This window comes from Streptomyces sp. NP160 (assembly GCF_006335115.1).
Lineage (GTDB): Bacteria > Actinomycetota > Actinomycetes > Actinomycetales > Quadrisphaeraceae > Quadrisphaera.
In genome coordinates this window covers 1-18174 of sequence record NZ_VDMJ01000015.1, presented here as the reverse complement: position 1 = coordinate 18174, position 18174 = coordinate 1, and the positions used below count along the sequence as shown (strand labels likewise).

The following is an 18174-nucleotide window of genomic DNA, read 5'->3' as shown; positions in this document are numbered from 1 at the left end:
GCGCGGCGAGCGGCGGGGGTGGGCTGACGGTGCTTGGGCATGGCGATGTCTTTCTGATCGGGGTGGATGGGTAGGGCGGTGCTGAGACGAGGTCTGGCGCTCAGGCCATGACGTGCCCGCGGCTGGCCGTCTGGGCCATCGCGGGCTGCTGCGCCGCGTGCGTCATGAGGGCCGCGGGGCGGGTGAGGAGGTCGAGCGCCGTCTCCCCGAGGATGAGGAGCGGGCCGATGCGGGAGTGGTCGTGCCGGTCAGCCCGGTGCCAGGTCTGTGCGGTCTCGTCGCGGTTCCACTCAGCGGTCAGCCAGCGACGTCCGTTCACCTGGCTGCGCGCGCAGGACCCGACGGCTTCGACGCTGTAGAGCAGCGTGGAGGTCTGGTCGACGGCGAGGTCGACGCGCTGCGGCAGACCGCGCCGCGCCTCCGGCAGGGAGAAGCCGAGGGCCCGCAGGCACTCGTTGACCTGCAGCAGCGCACGGGGATCGGCCGGCTCGATGCTGCCGATGTCCTTGCGCAGCGCCGGGGCCGCGCCCTGCAGGCTGAGGCGGAGCTCGGTGAGCCGTCGTCCGGCGTCGAAGATGGCCGGGTCCGCGGTGGCTCGCCACAGCGTGGCGCACTCCTTGCCGAGCGCCGACGCGATCCGCTCCTGCCCGCGCAGCACCAGGTGCAGGTGGGCGGGGCTGACGTGGGTGCCCGCGTCCAGCAGCGACATCAGACGGGCGAGGCCCCTCGGGAGGTCGGCGGGGCTTCGCATCGGCAGCACGTCGAGGCGGCGTGCGGGGAGAGCGATGTCGGCGCGCCAGGCCGGCAGGTCGCCGCGGGCCAGGTGTCGCAGCGTGGCCTCGGCGCTGGTGCGCAGGCCGTGCACCGCCTGGGAGGTGAGGGCCTCGGCGACGTCGGGGCGCCCGCTGGCTGCAGCCGTCGTCGCCAGGCGCTGGTCGAGGTGGCTGACGCTGAGGGCCAGGACGGTGGCGTCGGCGACGACGGTCCGCACCGCTGGGCCCATCGGCTTGCTAGGGCTGGCCTCCCACTGCGTCTGCACGAGGGTCGCCTGAGTGGCCACGCGCTCCCAGCGCTCCGCGGCCGAGCCGGGTGCGGCGAGCCGGGCCACGTCCATCGGTGACCGCGTCGCTTCCGGGACGGGGTGGCGGGTGAGGTGCCAGGCCAGGCCGTGGGCGGGCCTGGTCTCGGCGTCGACCAGCGTGGGGCGGGTGCCCTGGCGAAGCCTGGTGCCCCAGAAGAGCAGCTCGCGGGTCAGCGCGATGACGGCGGAGCGGGCGTGCAGGGCGGCGTCGACGTCGAGGTCGTTCGCCACGGTCGGGCCGCGCTGGACGTAGAGCTGTGCGAGCTGGCCGGTGAGGTCGCCGAGGGTGTCGGCGACGTTCACGGCTGCCCGGCAGGCACGTCAGCGGGCACGTCGCCGGGCATGTCGAGGTTCGAGGTGAGCAGTGCCAGCGCCCGCAGGGCCCGGGCGCGCGCCTGGGCATCCTCGGCCGTGGCGACGACGCTCACGAGTGCGCTCATCGCCTCGTCGAGCAGGACGGCGCCGCGGGCGTCGATGCCGTCGACGTCGGCGGCGTCGACGGGGGCACGCAGGGGCCAGACGTCGTCGAGGTGGGCGAGAGCCATTTGGGCGCGCGCCTGCTCGCCCTCGTTGCGGGCGTGCTGGGTCAGCGCGGTGAGCAGGTGCCGGGCGGACTCGAGCGCTGCTTCCGCGCTTGGGCCCTCGGTCAGGTCGGCGGTCATTGCGGCGGTGGGGGTGGTGGTCATGTCGGGCCTCGTCTTTCCACAGGGTGTTTCCACAGGTGGGCAGGGCAGATCGCCCCGTGCACAGGTCGCGGTGGTCGCTGGCTGGGGCGGCTCGGGGCGCGTGACATCGCCGTAGTGGCGTTGTAGCGTCCGGCCATCAACTCATGTGAATGAGGTGCCTGTCCAGTGACAACCACAGTGATGACGACCGCGGCTCCAGACGCCCCGGCGCCACCGATCCCCACGCCCACCGACGGCCCCAGCAGCACCCCTGCGCCGCCCGTGGCGAAGGCCCCGACGACCGATGTCGTCCTGGTCAGCGCCCACGGCGGCAGCGGCGCCAGCACCCTGGCCGCCCACCTGCCCGAGACCTACCGCGAGGTCGACCTCACGCCCGTCGCGGTTCACGGCACCGCCCACTGCGTCGTCGTCGCCGCTGCAACCGTGGACGGCGTCATCGCCGCGACCCACGCCGTCAGGCGCCTGACCACCGTCACGTCAGCGCCCGCCATACACCTCGCCCTTGTGCGCGACGGCCGCGGGCAGGAGCCCCTCGGGGCCCGAGCTCGGGTGCGCGCCCTCAGCGTCTTCGTCGCCTCCATCACCGAGGTCCCCCACGTCCAACGGTGGCGCTACGAGGCCAGCGACCAGCGCAGCCCCTCACCGGCCTACGCCAAGGCCGTCACGCGGCTCGTGACCGCCGTCGAACCCGCCCCCGTCGCCACGAGCAGAGCTCAGCGACGCCAGCAGAAGGGAGCCACCCCATGAGCTGGCTGCTGACCGCCGCCATCCCCAACCCCGCGCCCGTCGCCCCACCAGGACTCGGCGACGCGGTGAACACCCTGCTCGGCTGGCTCAAATGGGGCGGCCTCGTCGCCGGCGTCGCCGGCCTGCTGATCTGCGGAATCATGATGATGATCGGCCGACGCAACCGCTCCGCCGTCGCCGCCGACGGCGCCGCGGGCATCCCCTGGGTGCTCGGCGGCCTGACCGTCATCGCCTTTTCCGCCGCCATCGTCGGGGCGGTGGTCTGAGTGCCCACGCCGCTGGTGCCGCCACCACGCCGCACCCCTGGCACCCACCAGCCGAGCACCATCTTCAATGGGCGCGCCTACTCCCCGGCACGGCTGCAGAACCGGCGCCGCCGGCGCCAGATCGCGGTCCTCGCGGTCATCGCCGCGGTCTTCCCGGCCACGGCCCTGTCGGCCTGGACCGTCCTGCGCAACGGCGAGAGCGCAGGCGGCGCTCCTCCGGCCGCCGAGCAGAGCGCAGCTCCAGACGGGACGAGCCAGTCTCCGGCGCCCTCCCCGGCGAGCGACCTCACCTGGGTCGACCGCCAGGGCACCCCGCTGCCCGTCTCGGCGACGGCAGGCCCGACGGGCCAGGGCGGTCCGCTCGACATCGGGTACGCCGATACCGACCTCGGCGCTGCCCTCGCGGCCGTCCACATCTCCTACGCCGCTGGCCCGTCGGCCGGGTCGGCGACCTTCCGCCCGGCACTCGAGCAGCAAGTCACCGGCCCGGCGCGCCAGGCGCTCAGCGTCGCCGTCGAGAAGGACTACGCCGAGGCACGCGTCACCGCCGGGCTGCGCGACGGCCAGCCGCTGCCCGCCGGAGACGCGACCCTGCTCGGCTACCGCGTCGAGCAGCTGCCCCGGAGCAACCGGCACGTGCAGCTGGTGCTGACCGCCGTGGACGCCGACGGCGCGCCGCAGACGTTCAGCGTCGACGTCGTCATGACCCGGCAGGACGGGGACTGGCGCCTGCTCGCCCCCAGCGCCGGCACCTGGAACAGCGTCGTGGCCCAGCTGCCCGACGTCCCGACGGACATCACGCGCTTCGACCCCGCCCAGCCCTCCACAGGCGGTGACGACTGATGCCGTGCGACGTCCTCGATCCCGCCAGCTGCGTCGTGGGCGCGGTGGCGGACGCGGCCACCGCGAGCCTCGGCAACTCCTTCGCCGACGCCATGCGCGAGGGCGCCACCTGGGTCATCAAGACCACCATCGGCTGGTGGGTCGAGGTACCCGCCATCGACGTCGCCAACTCCCCTGCCCTGGCGATTCGCGACGACGTCTGGTGGCTCTCCCTCGTCATCGCCGCCGCAGGCGTGACGTGGCAGGGCATGAGGATGGCGATCACCCATCGCCTGGATCCGCTGCTCGACATCGGCCGTGGGCTCGTGACCCTTGCGCTGTGGGCCGCCGTCGGCATCACCGGCTCCGCCCTGGCGCTGCGCGCCGGGGACGACTTCTCCTCCTGGGTGCTCGACCGAGCCGCCAGCGGGCAGGTCGTCGAGCGCCTCGTGGCCCTGGCGGGGCTGCGGGGCATCAACTCCGCTGGCGCCGCCATCGTCATCGGGCTGCTGGTCATGCTCGCCGGGCTCATCCAGGCGGTGCTGATGATGTTCCGCGAGGGCGCCGTCGTCGTCCTGGCCGGGCTGCTGGTGCTGGCAGCCGCCGGCAACGTCACCGGCTACGGACGCCCGTGGCTGGGCAAGGTGCTCGCCTGGATGCTGGCGCTGATCGCCTACAAGCCGGTCGCCGCGCTCGTGTACGCCGTCGCGCTGCGGATGACCGCCGGGCCAGAGGGCTCGTTACAGGCAGGTGGCGACCCGCGCACCGTCATCGTCGGTCTGTCGATGATCGTGATGAGCGTCGTGGCGCTGCCGGTGCTCATGCGGTTCTTCAGGTGGGCCACCGGCGACAGCGGCGGCCCGAGCCGCGGCCTGTCGACGACGCTGTCGCTCGCCGCCGCCGGCGCGCAGGGCATCTCGGCGCTGCGGGGCGCGGGCTCTGGTTCCGGTGGTGACGCGGGTGCCCACGCCACGCAGATGAAGTCCGACCTGGGTCCGGCAGCGGCGTCGGTCTACGCAGCCCCGGGCAGCGCGGCCACCGGGGGCGGAGCGAGCGGCGCGGCCACCGGTGCCGCCTCCACGACCGCCGCGTCCTCGACGGCCTCGGGTGCCAGCGCTGGGGCTGCGTCCACGGCGGCGAGCGGCTCCTCGGCCGGCGTTGCCGCAGGAGCCGGTGCAGCAGGGGGCGTCGCCGGTGCAGGCATCGCCGCCGCCAAGGGCGCCTACGACACCACCGTCGCCGCCAGCCGCACCGCCGGCGGCGCCATGACCAACACCTCCGCAGGAGAGAACCGATGAGCACCACCACCACACGCCCGCACACGACGTCCTCAATGGCCTCGATGTCGGCGCAGCCACCACGCACCTACGGCGGCTGGCGCCGCACCCGCGGCATCGGCCTGTTCGGCCTCGGCGCCGTGGCCACCGCCGTCGTCCTGGCCTGCATCGTCTTTCCCCTGCTGGCGCTGAGCACGTCTCTGCGCGCCGGGCTCGTCGTCGCGCTGCCGTGCGCACTCGTGGCGGCGCTGACGGTGGCGCGCTTCGACGGGGCCCCGCTGACGGACGTCGTGCTGCGGCGCGGGCAGTTCGCCTGGGCCCGGATGCGCGGCTACACGAGCCTGCGCGCCGGGGTTGTCGTCGAGCACCCCTCCGCTTGGCAGCTGCCTGGCGCCCTGGCCACTACGCGTCTGCTGTCCGTGGCCGACGGGCGCGGAAGCGCGTTCGGCCTGGTGCACGACCAGCGCTCGGGGATGCTCACCGCCACGCTGCGCTGCGCGTCGTCCTCGACATGGCTGGTCGACAGCGACGCCGCCGACGGCTGGGTCGCTTCGTGGCACTCCTGGCTGGCCTCGCGCGGCTTCGACCCGCTGGTGGCCTGGGTCGCGGTCACCGTGGACACCGCGCCCGAGCCGGGCTCGACGTTGGCCCGCAACGTCGCCTCCCGTCTGCACCCCGAGGCACCCGCCGACGTCGTGGCCCTGCTGCGCGAGCTGATCCTGCGCTCCCCCGCCGCAGCCGCCGACGTCGACACCCGCGTCTCCATCACCTTCGACCCCTCGCGCGCCGACGAGCGCCTGCCCGACCTCGCCGACCGCACCGCCGAGGTCGCCCGCGCCCTGACCGGGATGGAGGCCGCGCTCGGGCAGTGCGGCGTCACCGTCCTCGGACGCGCCAGCGCCGCCGAGCTCGCCGGCACCGTGCGGACCGCGTTCGACCCGGCCAGCCGCGGCGATGTCAACGCCCTGCTCGACGACGCTCTCCCCTCCTCTTCCGGCGCGGGAACCTGCCCGCTGCTGGCCTGGGGAGAGGCCGGGCCGGTGGCCGCCGAGGACGGGTGGGGCACCTACCGCCACGACTCCGGCACCTCGGTGTCCTGGGCGTGGCACGAGGCACCCCGCCAGCAGGTCACCGCCAACGTCCTCACCCGCCTGCTCTCCCCGGGCCGGTTCCCGCGCCGCGTGACGTTGCTCTTCCGCCCGCTGCCGCCAGGCGCCGCGGCCCGGGTGCTGGAGAGCCAGGTCAACGCCGCCGCCTTCCGGGACGCCTATCGCCGCAGCCAGGGCCGCGACGCCACCGCCCGTGACGCGGCCGACCGCGAGCAGGCCATGGCCGCCGCCCGCGAGGAGGCGCTCGGCGCCGGGGTCGTGCTGATGAGCCTGTACGCCACCGTCACCGTGCTGGACGGGGATGACCCGACGGCGCTGGCAGCCGCGATCGCCGACACCGAGGCTCGCGCCGACCAGTCCAAGGTCCGGCTGCGCCGGCTGTGGGGCTCCCAGGCCCTCGGCTTCGCCACCACGCTGCCCGCGGGGCTGCACCCCGCGCACGTCGCCGGGCGGGTGCTCGCGTGAGCCGCACCCTCCGTCGAGAGAGCAGGACGACGACACGGGCGGCCCGCACGGCAGCACGGCCGGAGCTGCCCGACGTCGTCGCCCCCGCCTGGGGATGGCGCGACCGCGGCGCCGGGCGCCTCGCCCACGCCGGGGTCGCCCCGGAGTACCAGGCCACCACCGTGCAGGCCTGCGGCCTGTTCCCCTTCGTCGCCGGCTCCGGGGCGCCGTCGGTCGGGGTGCCCTTCGGGCGCCACATGATGTGGGGCGAGGTCGTCTGCCTGGACCCCTTCGCCTGGCTCGAGGCTGGCCTGGTCACCAACCGCGGGCTGACCCTGCTCGGCCAGCCCGGCACCGGCAAGTCCGCCGCGCTGAAGCGCCTGGCCCGCGGGCTCATGGCCTTCGGCGTGCGGCCGCTGTTCCTGGGCGACCTGAAGCCGGACTACTCCGCCGTCGTGGAGGCCGCCGGCGGACAGGTCATCCGCGTCGGACGCGGCCTGGACCGCATCAACCCCCTGGACGCCGGGCCCCTGGGCTCGGCGCTCAGCCAGCTCAGCGGGGAGGCCGCCGACCGGCTGCGCCTGGAGGTCCGCGGACGGCGCCTGTCGGCGACCCTCGCGCTCTGCTCCCTGGTCCGCCGCCACGGCGGGATGACCAACGGCGAAGAGGTGGTCCTGGGCGCGGCCGTCGACCTGCTCACCGACCGCAAGCCCCGAGGCCGCCTCCCCGCGGGGATGACCGCCGCGCAGCGCCGGGAGATGTCTCCGACCATCCCGGAGGTGCTCAAGGTGGTCCGGGACGGCCCGGACCGGCTCGTGGCCGCCTCCGAGCTCGACGACCACGACGCCTACCGCGCCGAGACGAAGGAGCTGCGCCAGACGTTGGCGCTGCTGTGCGAGGGCTCCCTGAAGGGCGTCTTCGACGGACCGACCACGCAGCCGATCGACCTGGAGGCGCCTGCGGTCAGCGTCGACATCTCCGCCGTGGCTGCCTCCGGGGACACCCTGGTGGCCGCGGCGATGCTGTCGACCTGGTCCTACGGCTTCGCCACCATCGACGCCTCCACCGCCCTCGCCGAGGCTGGCCTCGCACCGCGGCGCAAGTACTTCGCCGTCATGGACGAGCTGTGGCGAGCCCTACGCGGAGCGCCCGGGCTGGTCGACCACGCCGACGCCCTCACCCGGGTCTACCGGGGCCGAGACGTCGCGCACGCCATGGCGACGCACTCCCTGGACGACCTCTCGGCGCTGCCGACCGAGGAAGACCGCGCCAAGGCCCGCGGCTTCGTCGAGCGCAACGCCGTCACCGTCCTGGCGGGGCTGCCGCCGCGGGAGCTCGACGCGGTCTCGGCGGTGGTGCCGCTGTCGGACAAGGAGCGGACGATGGTCGCGTCCTGGTCCGCGCCGGAGTCCTGGCAGGCCGGCGCCCGTCACCCCGGCCGGGGGAAGTACCTCATCAAGACCGGGCAGCGGGTCGGCATCCCGGTGGAGCTGGAGTTCGTCGGCGACGAGGCCCGGCTGTACGACACCGACAGCGCCGTCCGTCCCACGGGGCGGCCGACGGCGGTCGTCGATCCGGCGCTCTTCGAGTGAGGCGTTGATGGGCCGGGTGCTGGAGCCCCGTGGTGCTGCGACGCCCGGGTTCGGGCTGCCGATGACGCTGCTGGGTGTGGTGTGGGGCGTCGTCGGGCTCGCGTGGTTGGTGCGGCTGGCCGGGACGACGGCGTCCTGGCTTGCAGGGAACGGGTGGGTCTCGCCGCCGTTTGGCGTCGACTTCGTGCGGCTCCTCGTCGGCGACGGCGTCGAGGCTGTGTGGCCGGGGACGCCGACTTGGGCTGTCGTCGTGCTGGTCTTCCTGCTTCTCGCCGTCGTGACGACCGCGGGGTGCGCGCTGACGGTCCTGGGGCGGCGGGTGCTAGCGCCGGTCGAAGGGCTCGCGCAGGCGCACGAGGTGGCCCCGCTCACCCCGGCTCCCGCGAAGGAGCGGGCTAGGCGCCTGCGCCGGTCGCTGGCACAGCGACCGGACCGTGACGTCGCTGCCGAGGACGTCGGCCTCGCGCTGGGAGTCTTGATGCCGCGCGGCCCCAGGCTACGGGCCTCGTGGGAGGACGTGCTGTTGGCGGTGATGGCGCCCCGGGCCGGCGAGACGACGACGCTGACGGTGCCGATCGTGCGCAATGCCCCCGGCCCGGTGCTGGCGACCTCGATCAAGCCGGATCTGTGGGAGGCCACCTGGGCCGAGCGTGCCGGCTCCACCGGTGAGCGGGTGTGGGTCTTCGACCCCCAGGGAGTCACCGGGCAGTCGCAGGCGATGTGGTGGGACCCGCTGCGCGGGGTCACCACGGTGGAGGAGGCGACCCGGCTGGCAGGGCACTTCATCACCGAGATCCGCGGCGAAAAGGACGGACGCGACTTCTGGTCCAGCGCCGCCCACGACCTGCTCGCCAACCTCCTGCTGGCTGCCGCTCTCTCGGAGCGCTCGCTGCCGGAGGTCTACGAGTGGCTCACCGATTCGGCGGTCCCGACGGCGGCGAACCTCTTGCGTGCGCACGGCCACCACGCGGCAGCTGCCGCGGTCGTCGGTCGGCAGAACGGGGCGGTCGAAACCCGCGACGGCGTCTACGAGACCGCCCGCACCGCTGCCTCGGCGCTGCGAGACCCGGTCATCATGCGGTGGTTGGTGCCAGCGCGGACCAGCGGCGCCACGGGGTGCGAGGAGTTCAACACCGCTGCGTTCGTCACGTCCCGGCAGACGCTGCATTTACTGTCCAAGAACGGCGCCGGGACCGCCGCGCCGCTCGTGGCAGCGCTGGTGGACCGACTGATGCACGACGGCATCCGCGCAGCGGAGCGCTCCTCCGGCGCCCGCCTGGACCCCCCACTCGTCGTCGTCCTCGACGAGGCGGCGAACATCTGCAAGATCCCCGACCTACCCGATCTGTACTCCCACCTCGGGTCGCGCGGCGTCGTGCCGCTGACGGTGCTGCAGTCCTACCGGCAGGGAGTGCGCGTTTGGGGCGAAACCGGGATGGATTCCCTCTGGTCAGCGGCCACGGTGAAGCTGGTCGGCGCGGGGATCGACGACGCCAGGTTCGCCGAGGATGTCAGTCGCCTGGTAGGCGACCACGACGTCACGGTGCGGTCCTACGCCGACGGCAGCGGCGACGGTCGCCAGCGCGCATCACGATCGGTGACGACGTCTCTGCGCCGCCAGCGGCTACTTCCTCCTGAGCATCTGCGGGCGATGCCGAAGGGGACGGCGCTGGTGCTGGCCACCGGCCTGCGGGCGGCCCAGGTACGTCTGCAGCCCTATTACGAGGCCCCGGCTCGACGAGGCGACCGATGACCGGCGCGAACAGTGAGCGGTGGCAGGCCGAGGTCGACGCTCGACTGGCGCGGTTAGAGCTTCGTGCCGACGAAGCGGAACTCGCCGACATCGGTCTCGGCCCCCCTTCGAACAACGCGCATAACGGCGAGGATGACTACTCCGACCTTGACAGCTGGGTTCTGAACTATTTCTGCGCCACCTTTCCCCGGCCTCTCGGCGGTGAGTTTCGCTGGTGCTCCCGGTGGCGAGAGCACCGCGAGGCTGTGGTGCGCTTTGAAGCGCTCTGGCGCTCGTGGAAGGCGCTGCGTTACGATCCAGCATTGGGCATGTCCACTTGGCTGCATCAGTTTCTTGATCCTCAACTCGTCGTACTTCTCAGTTCCCGAGGTCCTTTCTCAAGTTGCTCATCGACCCGTCACGAGGAAACACACATACCGCCCCTCGACCGCGTTGGCAATCTGCGCCCGAATTAGAGGATTGGCATAGGCGTTGGCTACAGGGTCAACTGTCACCTTTTATAACCAGTCGGGCGATGACCGTCCGATCCTCCTCACTAAGCGCTGCAGAGCACGCTAGGACGTACTGCGCCGCCATGCGTGGGGGAAGGGTCGCCATCAGCGCCGACAAGTACACCTTGAAAGCGGCTTCGACGAAGTTCCCTCCACTCGTGGCCGAGTTCGAAACCCCGCGCATCGCAAGACGCATTGCGTCCACTACCTGAGAAACCTGAGAGGCCTGAGTCCTTGAAGCATGTATGAAGTCGACCAACATCCGGCCAAGCACGAGCGACAAAAGCTCGGGTTGCGCTTGGTACGCGTACCCCGCACCTCGCGCGAAAGAGTATGCCCAACTCGGTACGCTTTCAGGAGCGTGACGGAAGATACTCGGAAGCAGATTTGCGACGGATTCCATGGTGGAGATGACGTTGCGCCAAGCGGCCGGCCGACTGAAGGCCAGGGATAATGCTCCCGCGCCCCAGTGCGCGTCCTCCGCTAACGATAAGACAAAGTGAGTTCGTCCGATCAAGGGGATGTCGCCTACGCGACCTTCGACCAGCAGCCGATCACATTCGTCTCTTTCCTCACCCGAGATGCTATTCTCGGTTGACATCGCATCCAAGGCGGCAGTGGTCGAGAACGCAGTTACGCCGACGGCCCGCGCAACACTGCGTAGACCAGCATCATCAGACCAAAGTGGAATGCCCAAGTGAAGCGCGAGGGCGACAGAACGCATCCATGGCGTATCCCAATCGATTCGCGAATCGAGACCCCTTCTTGGGACTGGATGCCTCCTCACCTTCTGCAAGTCGGCGACCAGGCTGACGGCCTGCTGGTGAACTTTCCGCTCCCAATCCATGTCGTTCTCATAGAATCGGGCGCTCTGACTGCGTTCGTCCCAACCAAGCCTCCCCGGGCTAGGACGAACGCCAAGCGATCGCGCTGAGCGGGCGTCGATCAGGGTGTCATCCGCAGCGTTCAGCAATACGGATGCCTTCAAGCGATCAGAGACGCTGCTGGGCAGCACCGGCAGGAGAGCAAGGGTCGTAGTATCGACCACTACCCCGCCACCCCTCGCCCGCTTGTACGTTTCAACGTCGATATCGTGCTCAGCCGGTACCGGGTGTCGAGACGGAATGACATCAAGCCCCCGCCGGATGACAAAGTCAGTGTAATTCTGCCCCAGAATGGCCGACAGGGTTCCAAAGGGAAGCCTGCTCAGGGTGACCATGAGGGTCACTTCATGGATGATCTGTTCCTGTTCGGGGGTCCGCCTTGTGAGGTCGTTCAAGGAGGACAGTATTTCATCAGGGTCCTCCGGCACGCTACGAACTGAGAAGAAGGAGCTATCTGGCCAGGCTTCGGAGAAAGCTGCGACTGCCGCCTGAAAATTTGCAATGAGATCCGCGTCCAGCGGCTCACTCTCTCCTTCGTGCGTCACTACAGCGGTTAGGGCTGCTGCTTGGACGTGCTCCGATGCAGAGAACTGCCGAATCAACCGCAGGCACCCGATCGTTGTCTCCGACGGGGTCGAGAACTCGCGGTGAAGCAGTATCCAGGCCAGAGCTTCATCGTCATTGGTAACTTCGAGTACCGTTTCGTGTTCTCCAAAAACTCGCCAGGCAGCCTCGTGGTCGGCTCTCGACAGGAGCAGCCGGATAACGCCCCATCGAGTCGCACGATCCCGTGGATTGGCTTCCAGGGCCGCGCGGAGCATCTCCTCAGCACCCGCAATGTCGTCGTCATCCAAAGCGAGTCCTGCGGCTAGTCGTCTCGCCTCCGCCAGACCAGGCCAGGTTGCAGGAGCCCCGGATAGGCACTCGCGGATCTCCTCGCGAGCACTGGCAATATTTCCCATCCTCCGGAGGATGACAGCTGCTCGGTACCGGAATTCTGGGTCATGGAATGTCGCAGACGCAGAACGCATAACTTGAACGGCACCTTGGCGATCGTCGACTTCAAGTAGGGCTGCGACGAGTTCATTGGCTGCCGTGATGGAGGTCTGTGCGAGAAGCCGAAGACTTGCAATGGCCTCGCCGTCCCGCCCCTGGGCCAGGTCCTCGATGGCCCGGATCTGCTGTGCCAGCTCTGGGTAGCGGATGCTGAGCTCTTGCAGCTCGGCGGTGTCACTGGCCCCGAGACGAGCCATTCCCACGAGCGCCACAACGCGCTCATAGTCAGCGGTCGCCGCTCTCGACGCCGCTCGCCAATGCTCTGCTGCGGGCGTCCGATCACGTTCAGCGGCGTAGGCTCGGATCCTTGCGACGTCAAATGCGGACATATTGCCAAGATCTTCCGGCAGCGTGTCTCCGCGGGCTACAGACGCGAGAGTGACGCTCGAAGCCACTTCTGGATGAGCTGCTTCCGCCGCAGTCGCCTGTCCGTCAACCGTGCCGATATCGATGGCCGCATCAGGATCGCCGGCATGAAAGGCAGCTTTAACGGCGAGAGCCACAGCTTCGCCAGAATCAGCTCGACATGCTCTCCGCGAGTCACGCACGCGGAGAGCGATTTCTTTCACTGCGGACAATTCTCCATAAGGGTTGGTGGACTCGCCAGACGTTGCTCGAAGGAAAAGGCTGCCTGCGACGTGAAGCTCAATTCCTGGCGTGCCCTGGCGTACATACTGCTGACCCAACGAAATGAGTCGGTCCCGTTCGGTCGTTGGAGGAGGCCCGTCACCAGACGACACCTGGCGAGTCGTGAGGGCGTAGTGACATGACCGCTCAACGGGACCATGCGGGGCCCACCTCGCCAAGGCGGGGCCCAGACTCGCCCAGTCCTCGACGAGGGCGGCAGAAACAGCTTCCACTCGCGGGTCGTCACCTACCGCCCTGGCTGCGTCTACAGATCTCCGTGCATCCTGGGGGTGACCGCTATCGCCATAAAGCAAAGCCGCGAGCGTCAAGTGCCAGGCAGCCTGGGGAACACCCGAATGGGCAGCGCCCTCAAACAATCTCGCGGCCAGGGCGGGCTCCCCGTAGGCCCAGGCGAGCTCGCCGGCGGCCAATTGCGTTGCGCCGCTTCCTTCCAGGACCGCCGCGGGAGTGAGGGCGTACCACTGCCGTGAAACCTCAGCAGGTGTGGCGTCGATGGAGGTGTAGGCAGCTAAGACCTCCCAGACACCTAGTGGATCGTCGCGCCAGTATTGCAGGAGTCGATCTCGTGAGCCTGATGGCAAAATTTGTATCCGGGAGACAACCTCAGTTTCAGATCTTCTCGCTTCGACTGACCGGAGATCCTGGCTGAGTACCTTGATCGAGTCGCTCACCTCGCTGACGGCGGCCATCGTTCGCGCGCTAGCGATGCGGCTTGACCATGAGGGATCGTGCTCTGACAGAACAGAGTCGTAAATTTCGTCCAGAACAGATTCTAGTCTCGCCGCGCGATCGCGCGCACTAAGCTTCGCCCACCGCTTAGAGTGGTGCGTCAGGTATGAGTCCAATGATTGGCGACTTGTCTCGCCCGGGCGATTCGCACTCAATAAGACTTCGCGAAGCGTCTCGTCGAGCTTCAGCCACTCAGTGGCGGCTTGTACCGGCCTTGGTCGCGGCTGAGATGCAAATGCTCTTGCGACGGCTCGCCTCGCCCAACGTCCGCTCTTGACCTTCGCGCCAATCGAGTCCGCGATCTTGGAGCCGCCCTCTTGGGCAACGTACGTGGCGAAAGCGATGGCAATGGCGCTCACAGTGCTCCTCCTGGTTCGACGTACGCATGGTGCACTGGAAGATGGGAAGTCAGAGCCACTTCAGTGAGAGCGGGCAGGTACCTACGGACGTCGAGGGGGACGGCTAGCCTTCACGACCTGAACAGCGAGGCCTGCGATCGCCGAGCCAACATTGCCGTCCTCCACATGTGCGACGATCGAGGCAGCAGCCCTGAGCACCCGCTGCTGTTTCTTGGGCGTACGGGGCCGCTGAGTCGCACCTGTTCCAAGCGCGGTTCGCCGTGTCCTGGTCGCCGCCCCGTTCGTCCAGATGCGCTGGAGCTTCGGTAGGGAGAGCTGTGGCGCGAGCTTGCCTCCGCCGTACCAGACGAGTTCGCCGGCGGTCGTCCGATGTGAGATGTCCGCCACTGAGTAGCCGGTCACCAGTGTCGGGTCAAGCTCGCTGTAGCGGAGGCGGACCTGCACTTGAGCGCTCTCCAGGGCCTCGACGAAGCTACGAAGGTCGGTGACTGATAGCGCGGCCTGGCGAACCTGGCGACGCAACTGCTGGCGAGGCGTCTCCGCTCGCCCCTCACGCTGCGCGCGTTCGGCCTCCGCACGCGTTGGGCGCTTGGGCGCGGTCCGGTCCCGAGCTGGCGTCAACTTCAGCCCGTACCGCTCCTCCACCGTGCGGCACGCTGCACCAAGCCGCGCGTAGTCGTGCGAGGTGCGCGCCCGACGTCCGTCCTGGCGGGCGAGCGTGACCGCCAGGTGGATGTGGTCGTCGGCGTGGCGTACGGCGACCCATCGGCACCCGCCAGCATCTCCACGGGGCGCAAGGCCCGTCTGATGCAGCACCTCAGCCGCGACATCCGCCCACTCGGCGTCGGACAGCTCCCTGTCACCCGGAGCCGTACGCAGCGGGCAGTGCCACACCGACGGCGACGGTCGGCGGTCCAGCGCGGCCAGCGGCTGCTCTAAGAGCGCCGTCAGCCGCTTCAACCGCGGGTTCCTGCCCGGAGCGCAGTCCGCCACGACGCCGTCGTCCCACGCAGCCACCACGTGCGGGTTGGTGTGCTCGTTCGCACGACCCGGCCCGTACAGGTAGCGCAGCAACCCCCCGACGTCGTTACCTCGAACGACCTTGCCGATCATGACTCCTCCCGCGCGGCCAGGGCTAGCGGAGGAGCGACCGCGGACCGCCGAGCAGATCGCGCAGCGTGGACGAGGTCAGCGGCCGCGCCGTCCAGGCGCAGCACGGCACGGTCAGTGATGGCGACTGCCGTCGCCAACCACTCCGGCGCCTCCCCCGTGGCGTTCAGTGCCTTGACCGCTTGGTTCACGTTCACCGCGAACCGGCGCACCTGCGTGCGGGCCGCCATCAGCTCCACCAACGCCTCACGGACCGGCAGCAGCGACGGCGCCCGCACACCCCGTGCCGCCGCCAGCGCCGCCTCCGCGGCGTACCCCGACGGCGTCAGCCCCGCCGAGCGGGCAGCCTCGACCAGCAGCGCGTGCTCCTCCGCGGTGGCGCGGAACTTGACCTGGCGGTCCCGGGCCTTGGCGTAGCGACGTGCCCGACCCGCTCGCTGTCCGACGGCGCTCACCGCGTCCACCTGCCTGGCCCAGCGCCGGCCGCTGACGACGATCGCGCCCGGTAGACGTCGCCCCCGCTGGGGCCTGCGATGCGCAGCGAGCGGAGTCCGGCGCGGCAGCGACGGCGCATCTGGGTACCAGATGCATATCTTGCTCCCGCCCTTCCGACTCCAGCAGAAGCCGCCTCTGCCGACATGGGCAAAGCGACGGAGCCAGCAGCGGGCCGCCTCACGACGCCGCCTGTCGGTCGAGGATCTCGCAGGCGCGCTGGAACACAGTGGTCCGGGTCAGCGGCAGATCCTCACGCTGCAGCTCCGCGCGGGCCTGCATCTGCACCGCGACTCGTCCACCGCCGAGGGCCTGCAACCGCTCCTCGAGCGCCTCGACGTCGACCTCGGTGAGTTGAGAGGCGCTCATGTCGGCGGCGGCTTCGTCCCACCACGGCCCCGCCTCGGCGACCCGCATCGGTGAGCGCGTCGTCGGGTCCTTGGCGACCTTCAGCAGCGCCGCCGTCGCAAGGTGCGCCGGCCAGCCTCGGGTGCCAACGGCGAGCTGGAGGGCTGCGAGCAGATGCGGCCCCTTCCACAGCGTGGCGCCGCAGCCGTGTGCGGCGCGCAGCGCGGCGCAGTGGACGGCGAGCTGGTCCAGGCCGACAGCGGAGCCGAGGCCCAGCTGAGTCAGGAGCTCCACCTCCTCCTCCCGCAGGGCGTGCTCGGCGGCCGGCGGAGCGGGGGACGGAGGGGGAGGAGAACTTCTCTGGGTAGAGATCTCTGGGTTGGGCCGCAGATCTGCGGCTGCCCCCTCCGCGGATGTGCGGCGGGGGGCCGCAGATCCGCGGCCCTCCCCCAGCGGGGCCCCGCTCACCGTCGCCGCCGACGGCGCCGGGCTCAGTGAAGCCGACGGGGAGGGGGCCGCAGAAGTGCGGCCCCCTCCCCCAGAGCCGCCCTCGTCAGCGCCAGCTGCACCCGACGGCCGCTGCGTGCGCAGGTGGTACTGGTTCGTCAGCGTCGCGCCGCAGCGCTGGCGGTGCTGGACGACGACGAGCCCGGTCTTCTCCAGGGCGCGCATGGCCCGGTCGACAGCGTCGGTGCTGCGCCTGAGCCGCCGCGCAAGCGTGCCCCGCGAGGGCATCCGGACCCCGGAACTGTTGCCGTACCGGAGCAGCAGGCAGTACAGCCGGAACGGGCCGTCGGGGATGTCGGCCTCGATGACCCACTCGGGCACGAGGGCGAAGAACTGGTCCTCGACGACGAGGACGTTCTCCTCCCCCAGCGGCTCAACAGGCGGCGGTTCCGCGGGTGGGTGCGGCGGGGTGTTCTGGGCAAGGGTCATGGGTCCTCCGAGCAGGCGTTCGCGGGCTCGCCGCAGGGGGCGCGGAGGTCGACCAGAGACACGTCTCGCGCTCACGTGGCGCCAACATCTGCATGAGACGGGCGAGCACGGGGTGAGACGGGGCGGGACCAGCGCGCTGCAGCGTGAGACGAAGTGCCTGCTCAGAGACCTGGAGCGACGAGCGGAGACGCAGCGGAACGAAGGGTGTTCTCCTTCTAATCCGATGGTCGCTGGTTCGAATCCAGCCGGGGGCGCCTCGTTTCCGCAGGTCAGGGCCGGTTTGCGGCGCGCCGACGCGCCCCTCGACTTCTGCATCGGCCAACTTGGGCCAACTGGCGCGGCCAACTCGGCAGGCTCGGCCAACGGCGGCCAGGTCTGTCCACTTGGCTCGACACCCTTGTGGTGGAGAGGTCAGCGGCTTACCTTTCCGGTCAACCGTGTGACTGTTCCCGAGCCTCACCCCGCACGACCACCGGCTACCTCCGCTCCGGCGGACCCTGGCAGGCGGAACCGGCGGCAGCCTGGGCCCCCTGAAACAGTCGCTTCGGGCCTCGGCTCCTGGGACGTGTGGAGTGCGGGCGCGCGAGCGGCCCTGTCGATCATCGGCAGCGGCTGACTCACGCGCCCTTTGTCGTCTCTGAGCCCGGTCGCTGCCTCCACCGTTGGAGGCCCCGTGTGAGCAAGAAGAAGCCCCTCAAGATCAAGTGGCCCGACCGCCTGGTCGGCAAGCCGTACGCCGCCCAGACGCTGGGCGTATCCGAGCGCACCGTGCGCCGCTTGATCGACAGCGGCGACCTACCCGCATTCAAGGTCGGCGCTCAGTGGCGCCTACTCGAAAGCGATCTTGCCGCCTACGTCGCTGCCCAGCGCAGCGCCTGACCCGACCCCTCGAAGGAGCTTAGAGATGACCACCGCCGACAACACTCAGACCAAGCACGACCCGTACTCCCTGGCGTGGGCACGCCACTACAACATCCTCGCCACGGAGGACCTCGACCTGCAGATCGTGGCCTCCCCGGTGTCTGGCGCGAACGTGCTGTTCCTGAACCCGGACCTGCCCTGGGAGGACGTACTGCGACTCCAGCGGGCGATCGAGCTTGCACTCAAGGGCGGTCGCCCCTGGCGCAACGAGACGCCGTGCCACGACGACTGCCCGGAGTGCGGGCTGACGCCACGCGCTGATGACAACGAGGACGAGCCCACCCACGGGGCCGGTCCCGCCTGACCACCACCCCTGGCCCGCACCGGCATCAGCCGACCACGCGGGCCAGGGTGTCTCGCCCCGACTCTGACGGAGGCTCTCAACCCACTGGAGGATGAGAGGCATGGCGGCACCGAGGAAGT

Annotated in this window: 16 protein-coding genes; 10 read left to right on the top strand and 6 right to left on the bottom strand. The window is 70.3% G+C overall.

All coding sequences use genetic code 11. The features are described 5' to 3' along the window. Positions 1-100: 100 nt before the first annotated feature. The gene (locus tag FHN55_RS09060) at positions 101-1384 is read right to left on the bottom strand and encodes a hypothetical protein (protein ID WP_139711998.1); all 1284 of its coding nucleotides are present in this window, start codon (positions 1382-1384) and stop codon (positions 101-103) included. Continuing rightward, positions 1381-1767 (bottom strand): hypothetical protein, encoded by a 387-nt coding sequence (locus tag FHN55_RS09055; protein ID WP_139711997.1) that lies wholly within the window; start codon positions 1765-1767, stop codon positions 1381-1383. The genes FHN55_RS09060 and FHN55_RS09055 overlap by 4 nt, the downstream gene beginning before the upstream one ends. A gap of 165 nt (positions 1768-1932) precedes the next feature. On the opposite strand from FHN55_RS09055, the gene FHN55_RS09050 reads away from it, so the two are divergent. From FHN55_RS09050 to FHN55_RS09015, 8 genes are read left to right on the top strand one after another with little or no spacing between them, the layout of a single operon-like run. Beyond that, the gene (locus FHN55_RS09050) at positions 1933-2514 is read left to right on the top strand and encodes a hypothetical protein (protein ID WP_180357726.1); all 582 of its coding nucleotides are present in this window, start codon (positions 1933-1935) and stop codon (positions 2512-2514) included. Next, positions 2511-2780, top strand: coding sequence for a hypothetical protein (locus FHN55_RS09045; RefSeq protein WP_139711995.1), 270 nt, complete (start codon positions 2511-2513; stop codon positions 2778-2780). The genes FHN55_RS09050 and FHN55_RS09045 overlap by 4 nt, the downstream gene beginning before the upstream one ends. After that, complete coding sequence (locus FHN55_RS09040) at positions 2781-3623, top strand: hypothetical protein (RefSeq protein WP_139711994.1); 843 nt, start codon at positions 2781-2783, stop codon at positions 3621-3623. Continuing rightward, positions 3623-4900: a hypothetical protein gene (locus tag FHN55_RS09035; protein WP_139711993.1), complete on the top strand. Its 1278-nt coding sequence runs from the start codon at positions 3623-3625 to the stop codon at positions 4898-4900. The genes FHN55_RS09040 and FHN55_RS09035 overlap by 1 nt, the downstream gene beginning before the upstream one ends. Then, positions 4897-6453, top strand: coding sequence for an SCO6880 family protein (locus FHN55_RS09030; protein ID WP_218974496.1), 1557 nt, complete (start codon positions 4897-4899; stop codon positions 6451-6453). The genes FHN55_RS09035 and FHN55_RS09030 overlap by 4 nt, the downstream gene beginning before the upstream one ends. Continuing rightward, complete coding sequence (locus FHN55_RS09025) at positions 6450-8024, top strand: hypothetical protein (protein WP_218974495.1); 1575 nt, start codon at positions 6450-6452, stop codon at positions 8022-8024. Before FHN55_RS09030 ends, FHN55_RS09025 begins: the two co-directional genes overlap by 4 nt. A 16-nt stretch (positions 8025-8040) precedes the next feature. Then, on the top strand, positions 8041-9777 hold the full coding sequence (locus tag FHN55_RS09020; protein WP_180357725.1) for a type IV secretory system conjugative DNA transfer family protein: 1737 nt from the start codon (positions 8041-8043) through the stop codon (positions 9775-9777). Continuing rightward, on the top strand, positions 9774-10232 hold the full coding sequence (locus FHN55_RS09015) for a DUF4913 domain-containing protein (protein WP_139711991.1): 459 nt from the start codon (positions 9774-9776) through the stop codon (positions 10230-10232). Before FHN55_RS09020 ends, FHN55_RS09015 begins: the two co-directional genes overlap by 4 nt. A 28-nt stretch (positions 10233-10260) precedes the next feature. Here FHN55_RS09015 and FHN55_RS09010 read toward each other — a convergent pair whose 3' ends face one another. From FHN55_RS09010 to FHN55_RS08995, 4 genes are all read right to left on the bottom strand, one after another. After that, positions 10261-12711 carry a PIN domain-containing protein gene (locus FHN55_RS09010; protein WP_139711990.1) on the bottom strand — a complete coding sequence of 817 codons (2451 nt, stop codon included), beginning with the start codon at positions 12709-12711 and terminating at the stop codon, positions 10261-10263. A gap of 1314 nt (positions 12712-14025) precedes the next feature. Next, positions 14026-15057, bottom strand: a complete 1032-nt coding sequence (locus FHN55_RS09005; protein ID WP_139711989.1) for a relaxase/mobilization nuclease domain-containing protein — start codon at positions 15055-15057, stop codon at positions 14026-14028. Beyond that, on the bottom strand, positions 15054-15509 hold the full coding sequence (locus FHN55_RS09000; protein ID WP_139711988.1) for a plasmid mobilization protein: 456 nt from the start codon (positions 15507-15509) through the stop codon (positions 15054-15056). The genes FHN55_RS09005 and FHN55_RS09000 overlap by 4 nt, the downstream gene beginning before the upstream one ends. 217 nt (positions 15510-15726) lie before the next feature. Continuing rightward, on the bottom strand, positions 15727-16188 hold the full coding sequence (locus tag FHN55_RS08995) for a hypothetical protein (RefSeq protein ID WP_139711987.1): 462 nt from the start codon (positions 16186-16188) through the stop codon (positions 15727-15729). Positions 16189-17505: 1317 nt separating this feature from the next. Here FHN55_RS08995 and FHN55_RS08990 point away from each other — a divergent pair. Continuing rightward, positions 17506-17709, top strand: coding sequence for a helix-turn-helix domain-containing protein (locus FHN55_RS08990; protein WP_218974494.1), 204 nt, complete (start codon positions 17506-17508; stop codon positions 17707-17709). Between the two features lie 25 nt (positions 17710-17734). Then, positions 17735-18055 carry a hypothetical protein gene (locus tag FHN55_RS08985; RefSeq protein WP_139711986.1) on the top strand — a complete coding sequence of 107 codons (321 nt, stop codon included), beginning with the start codon at positions 17735-17737 and terminating at the stop codon, positions 18053-18055. The last annotated feature ends 119 nt before the right edge of the window (positions 18056-18174 follow it).

Excerpts from the sequence above, each read along its gene's own strand:
- FHN55_RS09045 (WP_139711995.1), top strand. The coding sequence starts at position 2,511 with ATGAGCTGGCTGCTGACCGCCGCCATCCCCAACCCCGCGCCCGTCGCC.
- FHN55_RS09035 (WP_139711993.1), top strand. The coding sequence starts at position 3,623 with ATGCCGTGCGACGTCCTCGATCCCGCCAGCTGCGTCGTGGGCGCGGTG.
- FHN55_RS09015 (WP_139711991.1), top strand. The coding sequence starts at position 9,774 with ATGACCGGCGCGAACAGTGAGCGGTGGCAGGCCGAGGTCGACGCTCGA.
- FHN55_RS09005 (WP_139711989.1), bottom strand. The coding sequence starts at position 15,057 with ATGATCGGCAAGGTCGTTCGAGGTAACGACGTCGGGGGGTTGCTGCGC.
- FHN55_RS09055 (WP_139711997.1), bottom strand. The coding sequence starts at position 1,767 with ATGACCACCACCCCCACCGCCGCAATGACCGCCGACCTGACCGAGGGC.
- FHN55_RS09030 (WP_218974496.1), top strand. The coding sequence starts at position 4,897 with ATGAGCACCACCACCACACGCCCGCACACGACGTCCTCAATGGCCTCG.
- FHN55_RS08985 (WP_139711986.1), top strand. The coding sequence starts at position 17,735 with ATGACCACCGCCGACAACACTCAGACCAAGCACGACCCGTACTCCCTG.